Origin of the sequence: Marinobacter sp. ELB17 (assembly GCF_000169375.1) — a bacterium.
Lineage (GTDB): Bacteria > Pseudomonadota > Gammaproteobacteria > Pseudomonadales > Oleiphilaceae > Marinobacter.
Genome location: NZ_AAXY01000004.1, coordinates 124,068 through 148,338, shown reverse-complemented (window position 1 = coordinate 148,338; position 24,271 = coordinate 124,068). Strand labels below are relative to the sequence as shown.

At 55.0% G+C, this 24,271-nt stretch carries 22 protein-coding genes; 9 read left to right on the top strand and 13 right to left on the bottom strand.

The annotated features are described in order from the left end of the window. Positions 1-78 precede the first annotated feature (78 nt). On the bottom strand, positions 79-906 hold the full coding sequence (locus MELB17_RS07020; protein ID WP_007349478.1) for an IclR family transcriptional regulator: 828 nt from the start codon (positions 904-906) through the stop codon (positions 79-81). 240 nt (positions 907-1,146) lie between these two features. Beyond that, on the bottom strand, positions 1,147-2,508 hold the full coding sequence (locus MELB17_RS07015) for a hypothetical protein (protein WP_007349477.1): 1,362 nt from the start codon (positions 2,506-2,508) through the stop codon (positions 1,147-1,149). A gap of 209 nt (positions 2,509-2,717) precedes the next feature. On the opposite strand from MELB17_RS07015, the gene MELB17_RS07010 reads away from it, so the two are divergent. Both MELB17_RS07010 and MELB17_RS07005 read left to right on the top strand, forming a co-directional pair. Further along, positions 2,718-3,923 carry a 3-oxoadipyl-CoA thiolase gene (locus MELB17_RS07010; protein WP_007349476.1) on the top strand — a complete coding sequence of 402 codons (1,206 nt, stop codon included), beginning with the start codon at positions 2,718-2,720 and terminating at the stop codon, positions 3,921-3,923. Between the two features lie 21 nt (positions 3,924-3,944). Further along, positions 3,945-5,111 carry an acyl-CoA dehydrogenase gene (locus MELB17_RS07005; RefSeq protein WP_007349475.1) on the top strand — a complete coding sequence of 389 codons (1,167 nt, stop codon included), beginning with the start codon at positions 3,945-3,947 and terminating at the stop codon, positions 5,109-5,111. A gap of 81 nt (positions 5,112-5,192) precedes the next feature. Here the strand turns inward: MELB17_RS07005 and MELB17_RS07000 are convergent, their stop codons facing one another. Next, a complete protein-coding gene (locus MELB17_RS07000) occupies positions 5,193-7,178 on the bottom strand; it encodes a TRAP transporter permease (protein ID WP_007349474.1) in 1,986 nt (661 codons plus the stop codon). 96 nt (positions 7,179-7,274) lie between these two features. Then, on the bottom strand, positions 7,275-8,444 hold the full coding sequence (locus tag MELB17_RS06995) for a TAXI family TRAP transporter solute-binding subunit (RefSeq protein WP_007349473.1): 1,170 nt from the start codon (positions 8,442-8,444) through the stop codon (positions 7,275-7,277). Between the two features lie 282 nt (positions 8,445-8,726). Here MELB17_RS06995 and MELB17_RS06990 point away from each other — a divergent pair, with 282 nt between their 5' ends. From MELB17_RS06990 to MELB17_RS26080, 5 genes are all read left to right on the top strand, one after another. Further along, positions 8,727-9,923 carry an acyl-CoA dehydrogenase family protein gene (locus MELB17_RS06990; protein ID WP_007349472.1) on the top strand — a complete coding sequence of 399 codons (1,197 nt, stop codon included), beginning with the start codon at positions 8,727-8,729 and terminating at the stop codon, positions 9,921-9,923. Positions 9,924-9,933: 10 nt separating this feature from the next. Next, complete coding sequence (locus MELB17_RS06985; protein ID WP_007349471.1) at positions 9,934-11,076, top strand: acyl-CoA dehydrogenase family protein; 1,143 nt, start codon at positions 9,934-9,936, stop codon at positions 11,074-11,076. A 108-nt stretch (positions 11,077-11,184) separates the two neighbouring features. Beyond that, entirely contained in the window at positions 11,185-11,946 is a 762-nt protein-coding gene (locus MELB17_RS06980; protein ID WP_007349470.1) for a class II aldolase/adducin family protein, read from the top strand. An 11-nt stretch (positions 11,947-11,957) separates the two neighbouring features. Next, entirely contained in the window at positions 11,958-12,230 is a 273-nt protein-coding gene (locus MELB17_RS26085; RefSeq protein WP_007349469.1) for a MaoC/PaaZ C-terminal domain-containing protein, read from the top strand. 29 nt (positions 12,231-12,259) lie between these two features. Continuing rightward, positions 12,260-12,412 (top strand): hypothetical protein, encoded by a 153-nt coding sequence (locus MELB17_RS26080; RefSeq protein ID WP_007349468.1) that lies wholly within the window; start codon positions 12,260-12,262, stop codon positions 12,410-12,412. A gap of 76 nt (positions 12,413-12,488) precedes the next feature. Here the strand turns inward: MELB17_RS26080 and MELB17_RS06970 are convergent, their stop codons facing one another. The 8 genes from MELB17_RS06970 to MELB17_RS06935 form a co-directional block, all read right to left on the bottom strand. After that, positions 12,489-13,424 (bottom strand): ketopantoate reductase family protein, encoded by a 936-nt coding sequence (locus tag MELB17_RS06970; protein WP_007349467.1) that lies wholly within the window; start codon positions 13,422-13,424, stop codon positions 12,489-12,491. Further along, the gene (locus MELB17_RS06965) at positions 13,417-15,087 is read right to left on the bottom strand and encodes a long-chain fatty acid--CoA ligase (protein WP_007349466.1); all 1,671 of its coding nucleotides are present in this window, start codon (positions 15,085-15,087) and stop codon (positions 13,417-13,419) included. Before MELB17_RS06965 ends, MELB17_RS06970 begins: the two co-directional genes overlap by 8 nt. 25 nt (positions 15,088-15,112) lie before the next feature. Next, positions 15,113-15,892: a 5'/3'-nucleotidase SurE gene (gene surE, locus MELB17_RS06960; RefSeq protein ID WP_007349465.1), complete on the bottom strand. Its 780-nt coding sequence runs from the start codon at positions 15,890-15,892 to the stop codon at positions 15,113-15,115. Beyond that, complete coding sequence (locus MELB17_RS06955) at positions 15,889-16,953, bottom strand: phosphotransferase (protein WP_007349464.1); 1,065 nt, start codon at positions 16,951-16,953, stop codon at positions 15,889-15,891. Before MELB17_RS06955 ends, surE begins: the two co-directional genes overlap by 4 nt. Positions 16,954-17,118: 165 nt before the next feature. Next, positions 17,119-17,886 (bottom strand): SDR family NAD(P)-dependent oxidoreductase, encoded by a 768-nt coding sequence (locus tag MELB17_RS06950; protein WP_007349463.1) that lies wholly within the window; start codon positions 17,884-17,886, stop codon positions 17,119-17,121. Positions 17,887-17,953: 67 nt separating this feature from the next. Then, on the bottom strand, positions 17,954-19,156 hold the full coding sequence (locus MELB17_RS06945) for an acyl-CoA dehydrogenase family protein (protein WP_007349462.1): 1,203 nt from the start codon (positions 19,154-19,156) through the stop codon (positions 17,954-17,956). A 75-nt stretch (positions 19,157-19,231) separates the two neighbouring features. Continuing rightward, positions 19,232-19,687 (bottom strand): PaaI family thioesterase, encoded by a 456-nt coding sequence (locus tag MELB17_RS06940; protein ID WP_007349461.1) that lies wholly within the window; start codon positions 19,685-19,687, stop codon positions 19,232-19,234. After that, positions 19,687-20,481 (bottom strand): SDR family NAD(P)-dependent oxidoreductase, encoded by a 795-nt coding sequence (locus MELB17_RS06935; protein WP_007349460.1) that lies wholly within the window; start codon positions 20,479-20,481, stop codon positions 19,687-19,689. The genes MELB17_RS06940 and MELB17_RS06935 overlap by 1 nt, the downstream gene beginning before the upstream one ends. Positions 20,482-20,625: 144 nt before the next feature. Between MELB17_RS06935 and MELB17_RS06930 the strand changes: the two genes are divergently transcribed. Continuing rightward, entirely contained in the window at positions 20,626-22,227 is a 1,602-nt protein-coding gene (locus tag MELB17_RS06930) for a class I adenylate-forming enzyme family protein (protein WP_007349459.1), read from the top strand. A 6-nt stretch (positions 22,228-22,233) separates the two neighbouring features. On the opposite strand, the gene MELB17_RS06925 is transcribed toward MELB17_RS06930, so the two are convergent. Next, positions 22,234-22,974 (bottom strand): enoyl-CoA hydratase/isomerase family protein, encoded by a 741-nt coding sequence (locus MELB17_RS06925; protein ID WP_007349458.1) that lies wholly within the window; start codon positions 22,972-22,974, stop codon positions 22,234-22,236. A 168-nt stretch (positions 22,975-23,142) separates the two neighbouring features. On the opposite strand from MELB17_RS06925, the gene dctP reads away from it, so the two are divergent. Continuing rightward, positions 23,143-24,189, top strand: a complete 1,047-nt coding sequence (dctP, locus tag MELB17_RS06920; RefSeq protein WP_007349457.1) for a TRAP transporter substrate-binding protein DctP — start codon at positions 23,143-23,145, stop codon at positions 24,187-24,189. Positions 24,190-24,271: the final 82 nt, after the last annotated feature.

Below are 24,271 nucleotides of genomic sequence, written 5' to 3'. Positions count from 1 at the left end.
AAAAAAAACCGCAGAACAAATCCTGCGGTTTCAATGAAATGCCAATGAAGCTGGCTATTGCAGCTCCTCGGGACGAGCCTAAACGCCCAAAGACTCAATATCGCTTGCCAGCATTGCCAGTTGGTGAGCAATGGATTCTCGAAGTCTTTCGGCGGGTACCAAATAAGAAGGCGCAGCACAGGTCAATGCCATGATCGTGCCATCCTGCAAGTGAACAGGCACACCCGCAGAGTTAATATTGCGATCCCATTCGCCGATGGAAAGGCAGAAGCCATACTTTTTATAATCCTCCATGGCACGGTCTAACCCTTCCTTTTTCTGGGGCCAGGAATCGTGGCCGTACTTTACTTCCATGGCATCTTCAATAACCTTGCGCCCTTTATCCGATACGGCACAATAGTAGGCGCGACCAGCAGACGTTGTTGCCATCGGTAGCTTGAGGCCAATATCCATACGCAGTAAAGACGCTTCAGGAGGTAACCGGTTTTCGACATAAATCATGTGCAAACGATCACGGCAAGTAAGCCCGACCGACATATTAGTCTGACGCGCAAACTCGTCCAGGTAAGGTCTGGCTAACTGACGGACCTTTAAATTGGATACATAAGCATAACCCAGCGCCAGTACACCGGAACTGAGCTGATATTTTTCCAGCTGAGTATTGTAGCTAAGGTATCCCAGTTGGGTCAGAGTGTAAGTCATGCGGGATATCGTTGGCTTAGGCAGGCCTGTAAGACGTGCAATATCCTGATTGCCAAGAATCACAGAGCCTTGGCTAAAAGCACGCAACACGTCCAGACCCCGAGACAGCGCCTCGACGAACTTACGATCTTTCTCCGGCTTCACCGGTCCGTCGCCACCGGAAGCGGCTATTAGCTCCGGTAACGCAGCTTTTTCTTTTGACATAATTTCGCGTCCTCCAACAACGTCGCTCGCTGCAGTGTTCCGAGCTATAAATTCTATATATAAAGTGTCCGGTATGTTAAACGTTGATGAATGCGAGTACCACAAACTCAGATCAAAACTCGCATCAAAAATGAAACACTTGCCTTTCACGCAGCATCATAAACTCGGGAACTTGCCAGCTATGAAGAATAATGGTATGGCGTTCTACCTGACAAGATAAGCAACGCTCGAAAGCTTCGCTCACAGAATGGCTGGCAAAACGATAATCTCTAAAGCCAGAAGCGCCAGCAATAGGGGCACTACTATTAAGACAAAAACGCCATTCCAGCGAAATGCCACTACCCAGCGCGGCACCTGACCAAAGCGCGACAGCAGCATGACAGCTGGCCCAAACGGCGAAAGCATCATCGCCAGGGAAAAGCCGATAACCAAAGCGACAGATATCAGAAGCGGATCCATGCCTTCCGCAATGAGCTGCGGCAGAAGACCCGCTTGAACGCTAAGCACTGTAATCGGGATAATCCCAATGGCTGACAGCAGCGGCAGACTCAGCATACCGACGACAGCGAGTACCCACATTCCACCAGCGGAGGTTGCAAGACCACTTAAGGCATCCTCTGGAATAACGCTGGAAATGGACACCCCCAGAATCGCCGATGCGGCAAAAATTGCCATTTCATTATTCATGGATGAAACCTGAGTCACGCTCTCCTTGAGCACCACCCCGAACGATCGTTCCCGCCACATCATATAAAGAAGAGTAACAGCTGGCACAGCCATCATGGCGGCGACCGACACTTTGAAGTCGGTCAAGGCGACGATAACAGCCATGACGACAAATACGATTAAGACCAACCCAAGCAGCTGCAAAGAACCCGACGGCCATTGTTTCAGAGCCACACGCTCGCTACTGACCTGCCGAAATCGATGCTGCTCCAGCATCCAGCCAACCACAACCAGAACCACTGACGCCGCAAGGCCGTAAGGCAAAAGCATAGACCAGCTTAACTGGGGCAGCTCCCGGGTCAGTATGGCAACGGCGACACTGGTTGGCGCCACCAGAGGAACAAGAGCGAAACCGCGAAGCGTACTGATCAGAACACTGCGCAGCCACTGCAAGCGGGACTCACCGGAAATTCCACGCTCTCGCAGAGTCTCTGAAAGACTGCCACAGAGCAGGTTCATCATGCCAAAGCTCAGTACTGAGGCTATGCTACAGCTAACCAGGGCATACTTCGGATACAGCCAGACTGCACGACCACCCAAGAGGACATCGTGAATCCGACGCAGCACCTCAAAGCGCCTGACCAGACACTGCATCATCCCAAGGCTTCCCAGAAATGCGGCATAAAATGCAGCATCAGCAGAAGCTTTGATCAACCGGTCCGTGCCCAGTTCGCCACGGACGGAAAACCACGCAGCGACAGCCAGAGAAACCAGCAGCAGAGTGCGGGCGTACGTCTGAAGATAATCGCCCGCCCACAGAAAACAGACAATAAATAACACGCCCGAGATTGCACTGAGCTGAGTGCTGGACATACCTATAGCAATCAGCTCAATCAAAACCGCCAAAGGCAATAGCCAGCGACCTACAGCACTCATACCTGCTTTGTCCTTGTTAGAGTCACGCTGGCAGAGACGGCCTCTGCTTGCATTTCACACACACCCCGATTAGTCTTTTCGAGTCCAATACAAAACACAGTTTCGCTTGATGAAACTATACTAGCACAAATGACAAGACAGACCGGGATCTTTTACCCTCGAGGCCGCAGGCTGATCCGAGAACCTCGGCATGTCCCAGAGGAAGAACAATGAGTGCATTTATCTACGATGGTCTCAGAACTGCTTTTGGCCGCCATGCGGGCTCTCTTTCCCGGGTTCGGCCCGATGACTTGCTGGCAAGCGTTATCCGGGCACTGGTTGAGCGCAATGCGTTCGCCCCGGAAGCCTATGAAGACGTCATTGCAGGCTGTACCAACCAAGCCGGCGAAGATGCGCGCAACGTGGCACGTCACGCCGGGCTGCTGGCAGGCCTTCCAGTCGAGACAGGCGGACTGACCGTTAACCGGCTTTGTGGTTCCGGACTGGCGGCCATCATAGACGCTGCCAGGGCGGTTCGCTGCGACGAAGGTGAATTGTTTGTCGCCGGCGGCACAGAGAGCATGAGCCGCGCCCCTTTTGTGATCGCCAAGGGAGAGACTCCTTTCAGCAGGGATTTCCGTGCCTGCGACAGCACCATTGGCGCACGTTTCCCGAACCCGCTTATTGAGAGCGCTTTCGGCGCGGACACCATGCCTGAAACCGCCAATAACATTGCCCGCGATCTTGGCCTGAGCCGCGAGCTGACAGATCAGTTTGCTGCCCAGAGCCAAGCCCGTTATGAAGAGGCCCGCCGCAAAGGTTTCTTCAAAGACGAGATCTTGAGTATTGATGTGCCCAATGGCCGCAAAAATCCCCCGATTACAATCCGCGAAGACGAACACCCACGCCCCCAGTCAAACGCCGAGTTGCTCGCAGGGCTCCGCCCCTTAGTTGAAGGCGGCGTAGTGACGGCGGGCAATGCTTCCGGCATTAACGACGGTGCAGTTGCCCTGATCATCGGCTCCCGAGAAGCCGGCGAACGCGCTGGAATAAAGCCCCGCGCCCGCATTGTGTCAGCCGCCATTGCAGGTGTTTCGCCACGAGTAATGGGTCTGGGCCCGGTTCTGGCCTGCGAAAAAGCCCTGGCTCGCGCTGGCCTGACGCTTAACGATATGGATGTCATCGAGATTAATGAGGCGTTTGCAGCCCAGGTTCTCGGTTGTACTACTAAACTGGGTATAGACCCCACTGACTCCCGGCTGAACCCGAACGGAGGGGCCATTGCAATTGGCCACCCGCTTGGCGCATCCGGCGCAAGGATTGCACTTACCGCCACCCGTCAGCTGGAATGCAGCGGCGGGCGCTACGCCCTTATCAGCCTGTGCATTGGCGTTGGCCAAGGCATTGCAGCTGTAATTGAACGAGTTAACGACTGATTTTCACTGAGGAGAAACAACATGGCTTCCGCACCTTGGGATGACCTGCTGCAGTTTGACAAGCAACTGGATGAAACCGAACGTCAGGTTCGGGACAGCATCCGCAGTTTCTGTGACCAACGCCTGATGCCCGGAATCATTGAGGCCAACCGACACGAAAAATTCGATCGGTCCATATTCACCGATATGGGAGAGCTGGGCATGCTCGGTGCCACCTTGCCAGAAGAATACGGCGGTCCTGGTTTGAACCATGTGTGCTATGGCTTGATTGCCCGGGAAGTGGAGCGTGTAGACTCTGCCTACCGGTCGGCTTTGAGTGTTCAGTCTTCGCTGGTTATGTACCCGATTTACTCGTTCGGCCAGGAAGCACTAAAAAAACGCGTGCTACCGAAACTCGCCTCCGGTGAGCTGGTTGGCTGTTTCGGTCTGACCGAGCCCAACCATGGTTCTGACCCTAGCGGCATGGAAACCCGCGCTAAGAAAGTCGATGGGGGCTATCTGGTCAGTGGCTCCAAGACCTGGATTACCAACTCCCCCATTGCGGATGTCTTCGTGATTTGGGCCAAACTTGACGGTAAGGTCACCGGTTTTGTACTGGAGCGTGGCGCCAAGGGTCTGGACACCCCTAAAATTGAAGGTAAATTTTCCCTGCGCGCCTCCGAAACGGGTTCCATTTTTATGGACGACGTGTTCTGCCCTGACGAAAACAAACTTGATGTGGACGGTCTGAAAGGGCCGTTCAGCTGCCTCAACAAAGCCCGCTATGGCATAAGTTGGGGCTCTCTCGGTGCGGCGGAGTTCTGCTGGCATGCGGCCCGCAATTACACCTTGGAGCGCAAGCAGTTTGGTAAGCCATTAGCCGCGAACCAGCTTATCCAGAAAAAGCTGGTAGACATGCAAACTGACATTGCTCTTGGTCTGCAAGGTGCGTTGCAACTTGGCCGCCTGATGGACGCCGGTGAAGCGTCTCCGGATGCAATTTCCCTGATGAAGCGCAACAACTGCGGCAAGTCTCTGGACATAGCCCGAGTTGCCCGTGACATGCACGGCGGCAACGGTATTTCAGACGAATACCATGTCATTCGCCACGTGATGAACCTGGAAGCCGTTAATACCTATGAGGGTACTCACGATATCCACGCCCTGATCCTCGGCCGTGGGCAGACCGGCATCCCCGCTTTCGGTTAACACCGACGTTTCCGCTAAAACAGAAAAGGCAGGGCTATACGGCCCTGCCTTTTTTATATCCGCTTTATATAGAAGCTTCCTTTACACCAACACTGTCTCGACCCGGTTAGACCACCACACCAGCGCAAGAGCTGGCAAAATCAGCATCGCGCTGATCATCGTCAACTCCAGATTGGTGAAGGGTACCGGGCCGCCTCCGGGAATCGCCAACAGCATACCGCCGGCAATCAACGCCAGACGGATGGGCCACTGGAGCACCCGATAAAGCGAAAGGTTGCCAATGCCCAGCAGGTAACCCTGCATACCGCCCGCAATCAACGCCACACCCACAATGGCCTGAGGCAGCACCATCAGGATTTCATCCCAGGAGCCCTGGAGTATCAACGCCGGGTTCAACACGAACAGGAACGGAATAAAGTAAATCACGCTACCCAGCTTCATGGCCTGAAAGCCGGTTTCCATTGGCCGAGCACCCGCCACCGTGGCAGCAGCAAAGGCACCCAGTGCCACCGGTGGTGTGATGAAGCTCAGCATGCCCCAATACAGGATGAACAGGTGAACCGCCAACGGGTCCATACCACCGCCGTTAATCAACGCCGGAGCCAGGGCCACTGCCAGGAAAATATAGGCCGCCGTGACGGTCATTCCAATGCCCAGGATAAAACTGGTCGCTGCCCCCATAAATAGCAGTACAAGGGTATTGCCACCGGCCAGGAAAATCAGATCATTGGCGATGGTGCCAGACATGCCGGTTACCGACAGCGCTCCCACCAGCAGGCCCACGCCTGCCAGAATGGCAATCAGTTCCGCAAACAACTTACCGGCGCTGGAGAAAAAGCCTTTCACATCCTCCCAGCCCCAACGTTGGTATGGCAACACCTGATTGATCACCAACAGCAAGGCCGTGGCGTAGAAAGGCGCAATGGCTTCCCGCCGCAGGAAAAACAACAGCCAGATCAGCAGCACAAAGACAAAGATGAAGTACCAGCCTTCTTTTAAGGTCTGGCGCAGGGAAGGCAGCTCATTCGCTGGTAAACCTTTGAGTTCGTGGCGCGCAGCGTAAGCGTCAATTTGAATAAACAGACCCATGAAATACAGGAATGACGGAACCGCTGCCGCAAGCGCAATCGTACCGTAAGAAATATTCAGAAAGCTGGCCATAATAAACGCCGTCGCGCCCATCACAGGCGGCATCAGTACGCCACCCGTAGACGCACAGGCTTCGACACCGGCGGCGTAAGACCGCCCAAAACCCACCTTCCGCATTGCCGGGATAGACAGCACACCGGTGGTGAGCACGTTGGTAATCACGCTGCCGCTCATAGACCCCATCAGGCCGCTGGAGAATACCGCAACCTTGGCCGGGCCACCCCGAACATGACCAAGCAGGGCAAACGCCAGATTGATAAAGAACTTACCACCGCCGGTTTGTTGTAGCGCAACGCCGAACAACAAAAAGCCGATCACCAGGTTAGCGAACGCCTGCAGCGGAATACCCATGACGCTCTCACGGCTCATGGCATGGTAAATAGCAGTCTGGGAAGGTGATGACGGAAAGCCCTGAATCGGCCCCGGCACAACATCAGCGAAAATCGGATACAGACCTGCAGCCGCGACAATGAGACCGATCGGCCAGCCCCCGGCCCGGCGCGCCGCCTCGATCACCACGCCCCAAAAAAGGAAGCTCATTACAATGGCGTAGTCCGGCGCGTCGTACTCCCAGCCCCTGTCGAGAATCTGTTCCGCGTTAAACACGAAAAACCCGCACACCGAGACCGCAAACAAGAACAGCACGACGTCGTACCAGGGCACTTTTGTGCGCGAAGCGTTGCCGAAGGCTGGCCAAAGCACGAAAACCAGCGGCAGCATCAATGCTACCACTGTGTAGAAGAACTGGCTTTCCACCGACGTCACCGCAGTGAATAACCGAAGATTAAACAGGTAATCAATTGCCAGCAGGGTCAGCGCCAGAGTCGCCACTCGGGGCACCCAAAGCCAGAACCCAGATAACTGGCGGATACCGGATATTTCACCCGCATTAACAGGTTGTTTCTGAGGCAAGCTCATAAGATCAGAGGCTCCGGTGCGATGATGATAAAAACGGAAACCGCCGACGTATCGCTCCAAAGACAGCAGCGATGCGCCGGCGCAATGGGGCAGGTCCTAACGGAAAACCGCCTTCATGCCTTCTGCTTCAAGTGCTTTGGCTCGTGCTTCCATCCAGCCGCTACGGAACGCATCTCCGTCTTCCGGCGGGCTGGATTCCATGAATTTGTCCCAGGTGGTTTTCAGGAGTCCCTGACGTTTAACCAACCCATCCTGGTGCGCCTGCATGGCATCGGTCCAGTGTCCGATTTCCTTGTAATACTCAACAACCGCATCGTGATAAGGAATCACCCACTGCATGTTCTGATTTTCTAGCGAGTAACCAGCATTGCCAGGAGCAGCGTCCTTGTATTTGTCATGATCCTCGATCAGCACACGGACCAGATTTCTGGCGGTTTTATCGTCCAGGCTCTCACTGCCGACCAATATGGGATACGGGTAGGTGGCGCCGATCCATGGGCTGCCCTTACCATAGTTCTCACCGGCAGCAGACGTCACTTTGTGGGGCTGAAAATACGGCGCCACGGTCTGAAGCCGCTGCCAGCCTTCTTTATTCTCTGGGTCCAGTTCCGGCCACACGATACCCCTTGGGCTGGCGGACAGTTGCTGAGCGGGCGGTGCCACGCTCATGGTAAACGCGGCGTCAACCTGGTTGGCCACAATGCCTTCAAAAGAACGGCCGTAGCCTGGGAATTCGACCCGTTCAACGTCATCCCAAGTCAGGCCCCCAAACGCCAAAAAGGCTTCAGTGCCAATATTCAGGGCGTCATCACCACGGATGTAAGCCACCCGCTTGCCTTTCAAATCCGCCGGCGTGTTCACATTAATGTCACCTGCAACCGCGACACCCAGACCGAAACTGGCGGTAGAGGTGCTAATCAGGCGAATGGGCTGCGGCCCCCACTGCGGATCGGCAAACAGCAATACTCCTTCGGAGCCGTAGTAACTGGCAATGCCACAGGCACAGAGTGGCACCCGCCCCATACGTAGGGGCGTCATTCGGGACACGTCATTTTCACCGGGCAGAATGCGCACCGAGGTGCCGTATTCATTTTTTAGCAGGTTACCGATGGATACCATCTGGGTATAACCCGCTGACCCGGTACCGTAGGCCGTCATGGCCAATGTGGCGGGCAATTCAATATTCTCAGCGCTGTGAGCAAAAAATGGGGCGGCACTCAAAACACCAATGAGCAAACGTTTTGTGAAAATTGTTGTTTTTATCACTGAAAACCTCGCGTTATGATTGTTAATTAACGGCAACTACAGTTTCGCACTGCGGTATTGATACTTTTTACATTTCGCATCGCAATATTAGTTTCCGTAGAACGAATATAGGCAATGTCACTCAATACAACAACCTTATAAAACTAAATTCTGCCAAACGTCGTAGAAACGAGTGATTTAACCGAATTACAAGGAATTGACAGAAAAGGATAGATCATTCACTCTTACCTTATTCTGCTATGCGGTATGCGCTTTCGCTAGAACGAACAGAGAGGTTGTCCCATGAACATAAACTACACGCCGGAGGAGCTCGCCTTCCGGGATGACGTCCGGGCTTTTCTGGACCAGGCGCTACCGGCAGACATTGCCGCCAAAGTGAAGGGTTTCCGTCACCTGACTAAAGAAGATCACCAGCGCTGGCAGCAGATTCTCTGCAAACAGGGTTGGTACGCCACGCACTGGCCAGAAGAGTACGGCGGTGTGAAATGGACACCGGTTCAAAAGCATATCTGGGATGAAGAATCCTGCCTCTACGGTGTGCCCCGCTCTGTTCCGTTCGGCGTGAACATGGTGGCGCCCGTTATCATCAAGTTTGGCAACGAAGAGCAGAAGCAGACTTACCTGCCGCGCATCCTTAGCGGAGAAGACTGGTGGTGCCAGGGCTATTCCGAGCCCGGCGCAGGTTCCGACCTCGCATCGCTGAAAGCCCGCGCTGTGCGCGAGGGCGAGCACTACATTGTGAACGGCCAGAAAACCTGGACCACGCTTGGCCAGTACGCCAACATGATTTTTTGCCTGGTGCGCACCAATACCGAGGTGAAGGCACAGGAAGGCATTTCCTTCTTGCTGATCGACATGAACACGCCAGGTATCACCGTGCGCCCGATCATCACCCTTGACGGCGAGCACGAAGTGAACGAAGTCTTCTTTCAAGACGTGAAAGTGCCGGTTGAAAACCGGGTAGGAGAGGAAGACAAAGGCTGGACTTACGCCAAGTTCCTGCTGACTTATGAGCGCACCGGCCTGGCCGGCATCGGCTTGTCCAAAGCCGCGCTGTCTCACCTGAAGCACCTGGCATCTCGTTGCATCAAGAATGGCCGCCCGCTGATTGAAAACACGTCGTTCAGCCAGCGTATTGCCAGGGTTGAAATTGACCTGACTGCGGCGACCATCAGCAACTTGCGCATTATTGCTGCGGTTGAGGGGGGCGGCATGCCCGGGGCGGAAAGCTCCATGTTAAAGGTAAAGGGCACAGAAATTCGCCAAGCTATTAATGACCTTGCACGCAGAGCCATTGGGCCCTATGCCATTCCGTTTGCGGAAGAAGAACTGAACCTTGATTATGAAGGCGAGTTCCTGTCAGACGAAAATGCTGCACCCCTTTCAGCTCAGTACTTCAACAATCGTAAGCTCTCGATTTTCGGCGGATCCAACGAGATCCAGAAAAATATCGTGTCGAAAATGATTCTCGGGCTTTAAGGAGGCAACCATGGATTTCCGACTCAATGAAGAGCAGCAGATGCTGCAGGACACCGTGGCCCGTCTGGTGCGCGGTGAGTACAGTTTTGAAAAGCGCCTGGCATTCAGTGAAACCGAGGCAGGTTTCAGCGTGGATTTCTGGAAGCAGCTCAGCGAACTGGGGCTGACAGCGGTCCCATTTTCTGAGGAACTGGGCGGTTTCGGCGGTGGCGGTATAGAAGTACAGTCGGTTATGACCGAACTGGGCCGTGGCCTGTGCCTTGAGCCATACCTGCAATCGGTCGTTTTTGGCGGCGGCCTTATCAGCCAGGCCGGAAACGATAGCCAGAAAGACGTCTGGTTAAGCGGTATTGCCAGCGGCGAACTGCAAGCAGCCGTCGCACTTCAGGAGCCCCAGAGCTTTTACGACCTGAACGATGTGCAAACCCGCGCTGAGAAAAAAGACGGTGGTTTTGTACTTAATGGACGCAAGGCCGTTGTGATTGGTGGGCACTGTGCTGACCTCATTGTGGTATCCGCTCGCACCTCGGGCGGCACCCGCGACGCTAGCGGCATCAGCCTGTTTGTATTGAAGCCGGATACGGCAGGCATTGAGCGCCGCGTTTACCCAACTATTGACGGTTCGAAAGGCTGTGATATTACGCTGAACAATGTTCACGTGGGTGCTGACGCCCTGCTGGGCGAAGACGGCAAGGCCAGCGACGTAATAGAGTACCAGGCAGGTCGTGCCATTGCGGCGCTATGCGCGGAAGCAGTCGGTGTTATGGAAGTCGCCAACGAGCTTACTCTCGATTACCTCAAACAGCGTAAACAGTTTGGCGTACCCATTGGTAAGTTTCAGGTGCTGCAGCACCGCATGGTCGACATGATGTCTGAACTTGAGCAAGCTCGCTCGATGGCTATTCTGGCTGCCAGTGTGGCAGACGAAGAACAAAGCGATGAGCGCCGTCGCGCGCTTTCTGCCGCGAAAAACGTCATCGGCCGCAGCGGGCAGTTCATTTCAGAACAAGGCATACAATCCCACGGTGGTATTGGCATGACATGGGAATACAATTTTGCCCACTACGCCAAGCGATTGATCATGATCAACCACCAGCTCGGTGATGATGACTTCCACTTGGAACGCTATGCGTTTCTTTTACAGGCAAGCTAAACTCCTTAATGAGTAAGCCTGAGAGCTTGTTCTGATCAGCCAAGGGGCTTTTTCGGGGGTGGCTCGCTACCCCTTTTGTTGTGCAAAGTCAGGAATAAGGTGAACAATATGACAACAAACACCTCAAATACCGATGCTAATACGCTGAGAGCGGAAGAATGGCAGATTCGCAAGGAGTTAGCTGCGGCCTACCGCCTTGTCGCCCTGTTCGGGTGGGATGACCTGGTTTTTACCCACCTCTCCGCCCGAGTACCTGGCCCCGAGCATCACTTTCTTATTAACCCTTACGGCCTGCTGTTCCACGAGATCACAGCTTCCTCTCTGGTGAAAGTGGACAAAGACGGACAGGTTGTGGAATCCGGAGGTCTTAGCAGGGTGAATCCCGCCGGCTTTACCATACACAGTGCTGTGCACATGGGGCGCGACGATGCCGGTGCCGTCATGCACCTTCATGCCGCAGATGGTGTAGCGATTTCCGCCCACAGAGACGGCCTGCTGCCCTTGAGCCAGACAGCCATGCTCTGTTTAGCGCACCTGAGTTACCACGAGTATGAAGGTGTCGCTCTGAACCTGGATGAGCGTGAGCGCCTGATTCGGGATCTCGGCGATAAAGCCATGATGATGCTGCGCAATCACGGTGTTCTGACCGCTGGCAAAGACGTACCGGAAACCTTTACGTACCTGTACTTCCTGATGAAAGCCTGCGAGATACAGGTTAAAGCACAGAGTTGCGGCCCAGTGCATATGCCCTCCGAGCAGGCTATCCGAACTACTGCAGAACAGTCACAAGCCCTCGGTAGCGCAGCGGCGCTCACTTGGCCGGCGCTGCTGCGGCTTCTCGACAGCAAAAACCCCGGTTACGCGGTATAGAAGGGCTTAATATGGTGGAAATACAACTCGATGAGCTGGCCAGCCATAAAGGAAGCCTGTGCTGCTTCAGCCCCTGGCTTACCATCACCCAGAACATGATCGGCGCGTTTGCCGAGGCCACGGGTGACCACCAATGGATTCACGTGGATGTTGAGCGGGCGAAACGGGAGTCGCCTTGGAAGTGCCCGGTCGCTCATGGGTATTTGACAGTGTCCCTGATCTCCCGGCTCAACCCTCAAGCTCTGCGGATTACGGGCACCAAGGCCACTATAATTACGGGCTGAACAAACTGCGGTTTCCAGCGGCAGTGCCGGTGGGTTCGGATATTCGCACGAAAGTCGAACTGGTGGATGTCACATCGGTGGACGACAAAAGGATCTTGGCGACTTACAAGACCACCGTAGAAATAAATGGCCAGGACAAACCGGCCTGCGTAGTAGAAAACCTCGCTATGTACGTGGCCTGAGCAAGACTGAGTTATTCAGAGCCCGGCAAGCGGGCTCTGAATACTCGCTAAATACTGGCTAAATACTCGCTAAATGCTATTCTCGCCCTTCCAGCGCTGCGCGTATTTTCAGAGTAACCAGCACCGTATTCAGGTGAGGCACTGCAATGCCACGACGCTTGGCTAACGCCACCACGTTCCCCAACACGGCCTCCCGTTCAATCGGACGGCCGTTCAGATAGTCCAGCGCCATACTGTTTTTGTAGGCAGGCATTTTACGGGTGCTGTCGATGTTCTGATCGATCAACGCCTCATCCATTGGATAGCCCTCTGCCGCAGCTACCTTCATCACCTCGCGCATCATGGCCCGGATCAGCTCTTCGCCGCCCGCAGTATCCAGCATGGTTCGGGTATCTGCACCGTTGGCAACAACAGACAATGGGTTAAACGGGGCATTCCACAGGCATTTGCGCCAGCGTTCACTCACAACGCACTCAGTCAGGTCGCTCTTAATGCCACCTTCTATAAAAAGTTGGGACAAAGCCCGGCAGCTCTCATCAATACCGTCCGGATAACGCCCCATCACTAACTTGCCGTAGGCTTTGTGCTCAACGACGCCGGATTCTGTGCGGCTTGCGGCAATGAAGGCCAGGCAGCTTATAAGAGGGTTCTGCGGATAGGCATCGGCCAGCTCTTTTTCGATATCCAGGCCGTTTTCGATCAGAACCAGACGGGTCTTCTCATCCATCCAGGGCGCAACCAGTGCAACCCGGTCCACACCGGGCAGAATTTTCACGCACAGAATCAGAAAGTCTGGCGTTTCTTCCGGCAAGTCACCATCACGGTATACATGATCGGGCTCGTAGGACAGGTCGCCGAGCGGGCTTGTGATTCGAATACCCTGGGCTCTGACCGCATCATAGTCTGAGCGCAACACAGTGCTCACGGAACAACCGGCTTTCTTTAGAATGGCACCGTAGAAGCTACCAATAGCGCCGGCACCCACAATCAGAATACTGGGTTTGTTATTCATGATCCGCCCCTGCCCATTCTTCCTCCTGAAGCGCCCGCCACATCAGCTTGCCCGTGGGGGATTTTGGCAATGCACTCACAAATTCAACAATGGTGGGCACTTTATAGACCGCCATCTGTTCCTTGCACCAATCCGTAATGTCCTCAGCGCTGGTGCTGCCTTCTGCCTCAGGTATGAGCACGATACAGGCCTTCACCGTTTCCCCACGTTTAGGATCGGGGGCCGAGATAATACACAGCTCATGAATGGCAGGGTGTCTGTACATCATGGCTTCAACTTCCGAAGGCCACACCTTGAATCCGGATGCGTTAATCATTCGTTTAAGGCGATCGACCATGAAGAAGTAACCCTCTTCGTCATAGTACGCGAGATCGCCGGTGCGGAAGAAACGCTTGCCATCAATTTCGACGAACGCCGCATCGGTTTCGGCCGGCCGGTTCCAGTAGCCGATGGTCACCTGCGGACCACAGGAAACGATCTCACCGGTTTCACCCGGCCCTTTCTCTTCCAGGGTATCCACATCAATAATCCGGCTGTCCACATCAAACACCGGGATACCCAAACACTGTGCTTTGGGTTTCGCGTTGGGGTTGATGTGGGTTGCGGCCATGGTTTCTGACAAGCCATAGCCCTCAATGTAGTTGAGCCCCGTCAGCCTTTTCAGTTTTTCCGCAACGGCGCCGGGCATGGCGGCACCTCCGCCACCAATCATTTGAAGACTGGAGAGGTCGTATTTGCCAATATCCGGATTGGAAAGAAAGTCCACCGCCATGGTAACGATGTTGGCCCAGGCGGTGACCTTGTAGCGTTCAATGAGCCTTGATGCAGTGGTGCGATCCCAGCGCGTCATAATCACCGCCGTCGAGCCGGCGAAAATCGGCCCGTTCATGGAGCCGGTCATGCCGGTTACATGGAAAAATGGCAGGGTGGCCAGCTGCATGCTGTCGGAAGTGCTCAGGTTCCAGAACACACGGTGTACCGCCGTTGCCATCACCGAGCGATGGGTGTGCATACAGCCTTTTGGTGCACCGGTTGTACCAGAGCTATAAGGGATGACGGCCAGATCTTCCGGGCCTGCCGTATGTTCTTGAGGGCTAAGGCTCGCCGCCATAGCGCTTTCCCAGCTCACTACGCCCGGAGCATCGCCCGACCAGGCCGGGCTTGCGACTTCCGCCGGCAGATCCAGGTCGGTATCAGGATTAATGTATGTGTTGTAGGAAGCCACCACGATCTGTTCCAGATCGGTTTTTCCCAACAGCGGCGTAATGTATTCAGCCAGTTCCTGGCCTGCCAGGCATACCCGTGAGCCTGTATCCGCAATATAGTGTTCCAGCTCTGCGGCCCGGTTCATCGGGTTTATCGGAATCACCACGGCATCCGCCCGCAGAATCGCGTAGTAGGAGATCACATACTGCGGCGAATTCTGCATATACAGCAACACCCGAGCACCCTTTTTCACACCCTGCGCCTGCAGGTAACCTGCCATGGCCTCCACTTCCGCCAGCAGCCGGCGGTATGTGATGAACGCATCGTAGAAAATGATGGCTGTTTGGTCAGGATAGCGCAGGGCCGATATTTCCAGATTGGTAAAAACACTGGTTTTCGGCAGGGTCATGGTCTTGGGCAGATCTTTAGGCCAAACCGCATAGTGACGTGTGAACATGATTATTGTTGTCTCCAGGTGTACATCAGCCTGCCAGCATCGCGGACAGATCAAATTCTTTGGTATCCCCGGGCAAGGGGCCTTCATGTCGCAAGGGTGTAATGGCAACCGCCTTGTCTCTCAGCACGGCCACATCGGAGTCCGGTGCTACAATATGCTTGGAGCTGCGATCAAACCCCAGCCACCAATAAGGTAGGCTGCGGGAATCATGGCCTGCTTTCAGGCGAGCTTGCTGGATGGAACCGCTGGACTGCTTACACCAGCGCGCAGAAACGATATCTCCGGCCTCGCAGGCTGGAAAGTTCACGTTCCACGCCCGCCTTTCGCCCGGCTGCCATAGTTTGCGGATTACCGCCTCGCCAAATTGTTCGACGGGCGCCCAGTCGATACCCTCCCGGGACAGAAAGGCCTGGCTTAAGGCAATAGCGGGAATGTTCATATGATGAGCGCTGAGCGCCGCGCCAACCGTACCCGAGTACTGCACCGAGTCACTGATGTTGGCTCCGCAATTGACACCTGATAACACAAGATCCGGAGGTATTTCACTGAACCACTGGGCAAGGGAATAGAGCACACAATCTGCCGGAGTACCGGAAACCGCGTAGCGTTTATTCCCGGTTTCGTAGACCCGCAACGGGTGGTGTATTGAGATGCTCTGGCCCGCACCGCTACGGTCGTGCTGCGGAGCAACAACCCAGACCTCTTCTGCCAGGTTACGGGCAATCTTTTCCAGCCGCGCCAGCCCTGGCGCGTTAATGCCATCGTCGTTGGTAATGAGGATGCGCCGAACGATGGGTAATGTCATGTCAGCGCTCCCGCACTGGCGATTTTCCAGCCGGTTTCGGCCAGCAGGCTGGCGCGCTTACCCACGTCCAGGGCATCGGCATTGGCCGCATTACCGTCCAGCGCGCGCTTGTAGACGCCTTGGACGATAGAGGCTAATCGGAACAGCGAAAAGGCGAGATAGACGTGCCAGTCTGCAATACTTTCGCGACCTGTTTTGGCACAGTAACGAGCAATGGTTTCTTGCTCGTCCGGGATGCCCAGTGCTTCAAGGTCTTCTCCCTGCAGTCCCCGCAGGCCCGGCATGTCCGATGGCAGGTAATATGGCAGACAATAATAGGCCAGATCCGCCAGCGGGTGCCCAAGCGTAGAAAGCTCCCAATCCAGGACGGCGATCACCTCGGGCTTGTCCGGAGCAAGCATCAGGTTGCCGAAGCGATAGTCACCATGGGCAATAGCACACTCATCGGTTGAAGGCAGGTTTTCGGGCAGCCATGCCATAAGTTTGTCCATGGCAGGCATTTCGTCGGTTTTGGCCGCCAGGTACTGTTTACTCCAGCGCGAAACCTGGCGTGCCACATAGCCTTCCGGACGACCGAAGTCCCCTAGGCCTACTGCATTCAAATCCACAGAATGCAGTTCTGCCAAGGTGTCGATGGCGGAATGGTGGGCCGGCAATCTTTCTTTGCGATCCAGCGCTCGCAGGGCTGAGTGGCTGACGATGCGGCCTTTCAGAAAGTCCATCACGTAAAAGGGTGTACCAATAATGTCGCTGTCTTCGCAGAGCACCCGGGCTTTGGGCACCGGCAAGGAGGTGTTGTCTGAGAGCGCACGGATGACTTTGTACTCCCGCTCGACCATGTGGGCGGAAGGCAGGGTTTTTCCGGGTGGTTTTTTACGCAGGACGTAGCGGCCACTGTCGGTGTCCAGCAGGAATGTTGGGTTGGACTGGCCGCCCTGGAACTGTTTTACCTCAAGACGGTTACCAAAACCCGGCATAGCTTGCTGGAGCCAGGACAGGAGCCGGGCTTCATCGAATGTGTGGGCTGGAAGGACGTCTACCAACTCTGGGGTGATGCTCATTTTTTGTGTTGCCTTCAATTTTGGGTAGCCGCCTCTATTGGTGGTAGCGGTCTGCAAATGGGAGCGCTTTTCTTTCGGGAAAACAACTCGCTGCGCTCAAACATCTTTTCCCTGCAGAAAAACACCCCCATCCGCAGCCCTTGGCACGTTTCAGTAGTAGCTGCTTTAACAGATGGTTTCGCCGCCGTCGGCGACAATGGTCTGGCCGGTTATGTAGGCGCTGGCTTTGGTTGATAAAAATACGGCCAGGCCTGCGATATCTACCGGGTCGCCGATTCTTCTCAGTGGGGTTTTGTCTTCGGCGCGTTTAACGCGCACCGGATCTTCCCAGAGTGTACGGGCGAAGTCGGTTTTGATCAGGCCGGGGGCGATGCTGTTGACGCGGATGCCTTTCGGGCCCCATTCCACGGCCAGGTTTCGGGCCAGTGCGGCTTCTGCTGCTTTGGATACACCGTAGGTTCCAATGGTTGTGTTACCGCGGATTCCGGCGATGCTGGACAGCAACACAACGGCGCCCTCACCTTTCTCCGCCATCTGCGGCAGCACCATGTTGGTGAGCCAGAAGGTGCCTTTGACGTTGGTGTCCATGATTTTATCCCAGGCCTCGTCGGTCATTTCGGAGCTGGGGCCATAGACCGGGTTGGTGGCGGCGTTGCATACGAGCACGTCGATACTGCCCCAGGCCTCGTTGGTTTTGTTTACCAGGTTTTGAAGGTCGTCTTTTTTGCCGACGTGGCAGGGTATCGCTATGGCTTCATAGCCTTTGCCTTTCAGTTCATTCGCCACCTGCTCGCAGGCGTCGGCCTTGCGACTGGAGATAACAACTTTCGCGCCCAGACGGGCCATTTCTTCGGCGATTGACAGGCCAATGCCTTTAGTGGAACCCGTGATCAAGGCCACCTTACCGGTCATATCAAAAAGTGGGTTGCTCATAACTCGGTCCTTATTCTCAAAGATTGGGTGCGGGCCGGAAGTGCGCTCACCCGTGGCTTAGCCCTAATTAGCGATACTGACGCAGTTCAATCTTGGCAACAGAATCTAAATGAACCTCATCTGGGCCATCCGCCAGCCGCAATGACCGTACCTTGGCCCAGGCTGACGCGAGGAATGTGTCCTGGCTCACGCCGGCCCCGCCGTACACCTGAATGGCACGGTCGAGCACCTTCAGCGCCATGCTTGGCGCAATCACCTTGATCATGGCAATTTCCTGACGGGCTATCTTGTTACCAACGGTATCCATCATGTGAGCCGCTTTCAGAGTCAATAGCCGTGCCTGCTCGATCTCGATTCGGCTGCGGGCGATGTCCTTGCGGATAGAGTCGAAGCTGGATAGTGGCTTACCGAATGCCTCGCGCTCATTGGCACGCTTGCACATCAGCTCCAGCGCGCGCTCTGCAACGCCAATAGTGCGCATGCAGTGGTGAATGCGGCCCGGCCCGAGACGACCCTGAGCAATTTCGAAACCACGCCCCTCACCCAGTAATATATTGCTGACCGGAACCCGAACGTTATCGTAGTGAATCTCGGCGTGGCCGTGAGGCGCATGATCATAACCAAACACCGTTAGCGAGCGGATTAGCTTTACGCCAGGCGCATCTAACGGCACCAAAATCATCGACTGCTGCTGATGCTTGGGCGCGGTCGGATCGGTCTTGCCCATTACGATGGCAATTTTAGCGGTGGTAGTCATTGCACCTGACGACCACCATTTCTTGCCATTGATGACATACTCATCGCCCTCGCGACGGATCTCACAGGCGATATTAGTTGCATCGGAGGACGCTACATCCGGTTCTGTCATGGAAAAGCAGGAACGGATCTTACCCTCCAGCAAAGGCTTCAACCACTGCTCTTGCTGTTCGTCATTACCGTACCGGGCGATTGTTTCCATGTTGCCGGTATCCGGTGCAGAACAGTTGAACACCTCCGGGGCCATTTCAGAACGGCCCATGATTTCGCAAAGGTGGGCGTATTCAAAGTTGGTCAGGCCAGCCCCCAGATCGCTCTCCGGCAGGAACAGATTCCAGAGGCCTTCTGCTTTTGCCTTCGCCTTAAGCTCCTCTATGATCGGAACCGGTGCCCAACGGTTTTCTGCCTTTTCAATCTGTTCGTGGTGCGTGGACTCGTTGGGATAAATGTTCACATCCATGAACTCGTTCAACTGCACCTGCAGTTTTTTAACTTTGTCAGACAACTCGAACATGTCGGCTTCCTCTTTAGTATTGATTCTATGACCGGCCTTCGCAGCCAATCAGGTTTTTGTTCTATGCACTGAAAATCAGATAGGGACGCCTTCCGGCTTGTCACTGCCAGACCGGATCCGGAACGTGCCTTCGGCGATGGCAAGCAGATTGCCCTTATCGTCATGCACTTCGCCGGTGCTGTTAAAAATCCGGGTGCCACCGGCTCGTTTGCGCCCGGTCACACGAATAGTGCCGCTGGAGCACTGGCCGGTAAACGTTGTGGTCAAAGACAAGGTAATGGCTTTACGCATTCGCCCCGGGAAGGGGCAGTGTGTACCGGCCTGGGCCATCGCTATATCAACCAGCGACGTCAGTACGCCGCCGTGAATGACGCCACCAAGGTTTAGATGCTTTGGCTCTAGTTCCAGCTCAATAACCGCTTCGTTTTCCTCCCAGGAAGCCTGGCGGTAACCGAGCAGGTTATGAAAGCCCGGCAGCTCTGTACCATCGACACATGCGCTATCAACATAAGGGGATTCTTGCTTACTCATTACACTTTCATTCCTGGCAGGTTCAGAGAGGCGGTGTTGCCGCCATCCACAGGCAGCGCCTGACCGGTGATATAGCTGGCATCGTCACTGGCAAAAAACAGAATGGCCGCTGCGATCTCTTCCGGGTCGCCGTAGCGACGCAGTTCACAGCGAGCGCCCAACTTGTGAGCTTTTTCATGGGTGCGGGCGTAATCAAAAACCGCTCTTGTCATACCGGTCTCAACCAGGCCCGGGCAGACTGCGTTCACCCGGATATTGTGATCGCCAAGGTCACACGCAGCGGTCATAGTGAGGTTGATCACTCCAGCCTTCGAGGCGCTATAAGCATTGCCCCCTGCGCCCGAGCGAATACCGGCAATCGACGCTGTATTGACAATGGAACCGAGTTTGCGGGCCTGCATGTGCGGCGCGACATGCTTTATGAGGAGCATGGTGCCAATCAGATTCACCGACAGCACCTTGTCCCACTCGTCTCGCTCGTTTTCGATTACCGGTGGATGGCCTTTCCCTGTGCTGGCAATGCCAGCGATGTTGCACAGGATGTCAATTTTCCCGAACGCGTCCATAGCGTCGCTGACAAGTTCTTTCACCTGAGCCTCATCGGCAACGTCGACGAGGCGACGGAGGTACTCAGCCCCTTCCGGCATTAGATTCCCGGTCTCAGCCAAGCCCAATTCGGAAGTATCCGCCATGATCACTTGGGCACCCTCACAGGCCAGTCGCAAGGCGGTTGCCCGACCTATGCCACTGCCTGCTCCGGTAACAATAGCTGCCCGACCATCAAAACGCCCCATGTCGCTGTTCCTTGTATCTTTAGTTTTATTATTACACTAGAGATTTTGCTTTTGCATTAATTTGTCATGCCTTCTACTTTTGAGTCAATATAATCGGAAGTTAATTTCACTAGTCAAAACACAATAGCAGCATAAGGCACAAAAATGAAAAATAACCTGAGCGAAATGCCGGTGTACGCACCCATGACCCCGAACGAGCCCATGGAGGCCATTGGCCACCGGATACAGAGGTTTACAATCACCCGTGCAGACCACCCGGCATTGATCAGTAAACAAGGTACGGTGAGCTGGAGAGACCTGCTGGATCAGACTAACCGGATCGCCAACCGCCTGCGAGATGCGGGGCTTGAGCCGGGCGACTCAGTTGCAGCTCTGTCGGAGAACAGCGCTGACTATGTCGCTCTGTATCTTGGTGTGCTTACCGCCGGCGGCTGCATGGTGCCGCTTTCAGGTATGGCCAGCGCCGAAACGCTGAGTCTTATGCTGTCCGATTGCCGTGCAAAGTTCCTGTTTGTGTCGCAGAAAAACGGGGACCTCCTTCACAGCTTCCAGCCCGGGCTGCAGGGGTTACCGGACGACCGTATTGTTGCCCTGGATGAAGACGGCGAAGGGATTGGCCAGACGCTGAGAGACTGGCTAGGCGATGCCTCAGCCAGGGCCCGCCCAGCGGACGTATCGCTGGATGACGCCTTTAACATCATCTACAGCTCCGGCACCACCGGCACTCCGAAGGGCATTCTCCACGATTACCGATTCCGCCAGCGGCAGATGGAACGCATGAGCCTTTATGGGCTGGATTGCGATGCCATTAACCTGGTCTCAACGCCGCTGTACTCCAACACCACACTGGTCTCGGTGTTACCCATGCTGTTCCACGGCGGCACGCTGGTAATTATGGCAAAGTTCGACGCCCGGCGATTTCTGGAGCTGGCCGAAACACACCGTGTGACCCACGCCATGCTGGTACCAGTGCAGTACCAGAGGATTCTGGCTGACGCGGAATTTGACCGCTTTGATCTCTCTAGTTTCAAGTTGAAACTCTGCACCAGCGCGCCCCTAAGACCGGACGTGATAGCCGATGCAATGGCACGCTGGCCCGGCAACATACGAGAGGTTTACGGCCTCACAGAGGGCGGCATCTCTACCAGTCTCGACTGTGCCGCGCACCCAAACAAATGGAACTCGGTAGGCATACCAACGGAAGGTGCGGAAGTGCGCGTGATCGACGAAGATGGTCATGAACTTCCGAGAGGCGAGACCGGCGAGCTGGTGGGCCGCGCCATTTCGATGATGCGAGGCTACGTGAACCGGCCTGAACAGACCCGGGAAATGCTGTGGGAAAGCCCTGAGGGCGACGTGTTCTATCGCAGCGGAGATATGGGGCGAATCGACGAGGACGGATTTATACATATTCTCGATCGTCGCAAAGATATGATCATTTCTGGTGGATTCAACATTTACCCGGTCGATCTTGAGAAGGCGCTGCTGGCACACCCTGCTGTGGACGATGCAGCGGTTATCGGCATTCCCAGCGAACATTGGGGTGAAACACCTCTGGCCCTGGTGGTTCTCAAACCCGGGCACCAGGATTCCAGGCTTACGATACTCGAATGGGCTAACGGCCAGCTCGGCAAAAGCCAGCGCATCTCCGCTATCGAGCTTCGCGAGGAGCTCCCCCGCTCCACCATAGGTAAAGTTCTGAAGCGGGAGCTGCGCGAACCTTATTGGAATAAAATCGCGCGCTGATCCCGCTCAACGTAGGGCCAGTTTGTCCAGAGCGGCCCGGCAATCCTCCGACCGAAGCCGCTCGGAAAACACCTCACGCTCCCGCTCTAGCGCCTGTTCAATCTGCTCACGCCAGGGAGCGCGGATCAATCGCTTGCTGGCACGCAGGGCTTCACGGGGTTTTTTTGCCAAGCTCTTTGCAAGCGCCAACGCCTCGGACAACGCCTGCCCATCATCCACAATCCGGCTTACCAGCCCACATTCCCTGGCATCACTGCCACTGATCACCTCACCCAGGAGCAGCAGATCCGTGGCTTTGCGAATACCCAAATGCAGGGGCATGGTGACCGTAGAAGCGGCCTCCGGCACCAGCCCCAGATCGACAAACGCCGTCTTGAATTTCGCACTTTCTGCAGCCACCACGACATCCACGTGTAACAACAGAGTTGTGCCGATGCCGATTGCCATGCCTTCCACCGCAGCTATGACCGGCGTATCACAGTTCATCAACGCTTCAATAAACGCCAGCCCGGCGGAAGGCTTCGGGTTTGCACTCGTGGCACGAGCCCGGAAATCATCCAGGTCATTGCCCGCCGTGAACACACAACCTGCGCCGGAGATGACAATGGCGCTCACACCCTCATCTTCATTCGCACGGATTACGGCGTCACTCAGTTGCTGATACATTTCCCGGGTCAGGGCATTCTTCTTCTCCGGGCGGTTGATAACGAGCTGGAGTACGCCTTGAGACTGCTGACTTTCAATCATTGGACTATCCTTATTGAGAACATTCTGGTGCCTATCCATAAAACATCCTATTGCAAAAGCCCGATCTTGTGATAAGTTCAGAAAATAATAATTCACCCTGCAGTCGTTAGTTCTGCACAGTGAAACATTAAGCAACATCACAACAACAACGAATAATGAGGCACAGTCATGAATCTCCTCGCCAAGACACGCAAATCCCTGACCGTTTACGCGTCCGCCCTTACCCTCGGAATTTCAGCTGCCCTGAGCGCCGCGCCCGCCGCCGCCCAGGAAACGTTCACATGGAAAGTGCAGTCCCACTGGCCGGGCGCCAGCAGCTCTTACACAGACAGCCTGGTAAGGCTGCAACGAGTTTTGGACGAGCGCACAGACGGGCGTTTGAAACTCAAGCTTTATGAAGCCGGCGCGCTCTTCAAGGCCCAAGACACGTTCAACGCTGTGAGCCGTGGCATTCTGGAAATGGGCACAATCTCTCCAGCTTATGCCCAAGACAAAGTCTCTCTTGCGGGCATTGCCTCCGGCTTGCCATTTGCATTCCGTAACGTATGGGAAGCTGAATACTTCCATCAGGGTATGGGTTTTGAGCAGATGCTTCGTGACGAAGCGGCAGAGCACGACGTTTACTGGGCGACCGATAAGGTGTATCCCACTGAAATGGTGATCAAAGAGCCTATCAATAGCTGGGACGATTTTACCGGTCTGAAGATCCGCTCCTCCGGTGTTCTGCAAAAGTTCCTGACCGAAGCGGGTGCTGCAGCATCTTATATTCCAGGCAGCGAACTATACTCGGCACTGGACTCCGGCATCGTTGACGGTGCCCATTGGGGTGCAGCCCAGGGTGCCTCCAGCATGGCTCTGTATGAAGTGGCCAAGTACCACGTTCAACCGGCCCTGAACATCGCGGGCACTGATGTCATCATTGTCAGCATGAAGGCACTGAACAAGTTGCCGGAAGACATGCAGAAGATCGTCAAGGATGCGCTCGATGAGCAATTCTGGGTTCGTACTAACGAATACCTTTATAAGGAGCGCATCACCCTGGCCAAGGTCATCGCCGAACAGGGCGTGCAGGTGAACGTTCTGCCGGATGAAGTTCAGGACAAACTGGTAAAAGCCGCACAGGCAATGTGGGACGAGGAAGGCGAGCGTAGCGACAACGCCAAGAAGGCGCTGGATATGCTGAAGGGCTACCTGGCCGAACTCGGCTACCTCTAAGCCGCACGATTAACTAAGTGACACAGGCCGGAGTCTTTGACGTCCGGCCTTTTTATCCCTGAAAAACCCAACATCCTCCTGG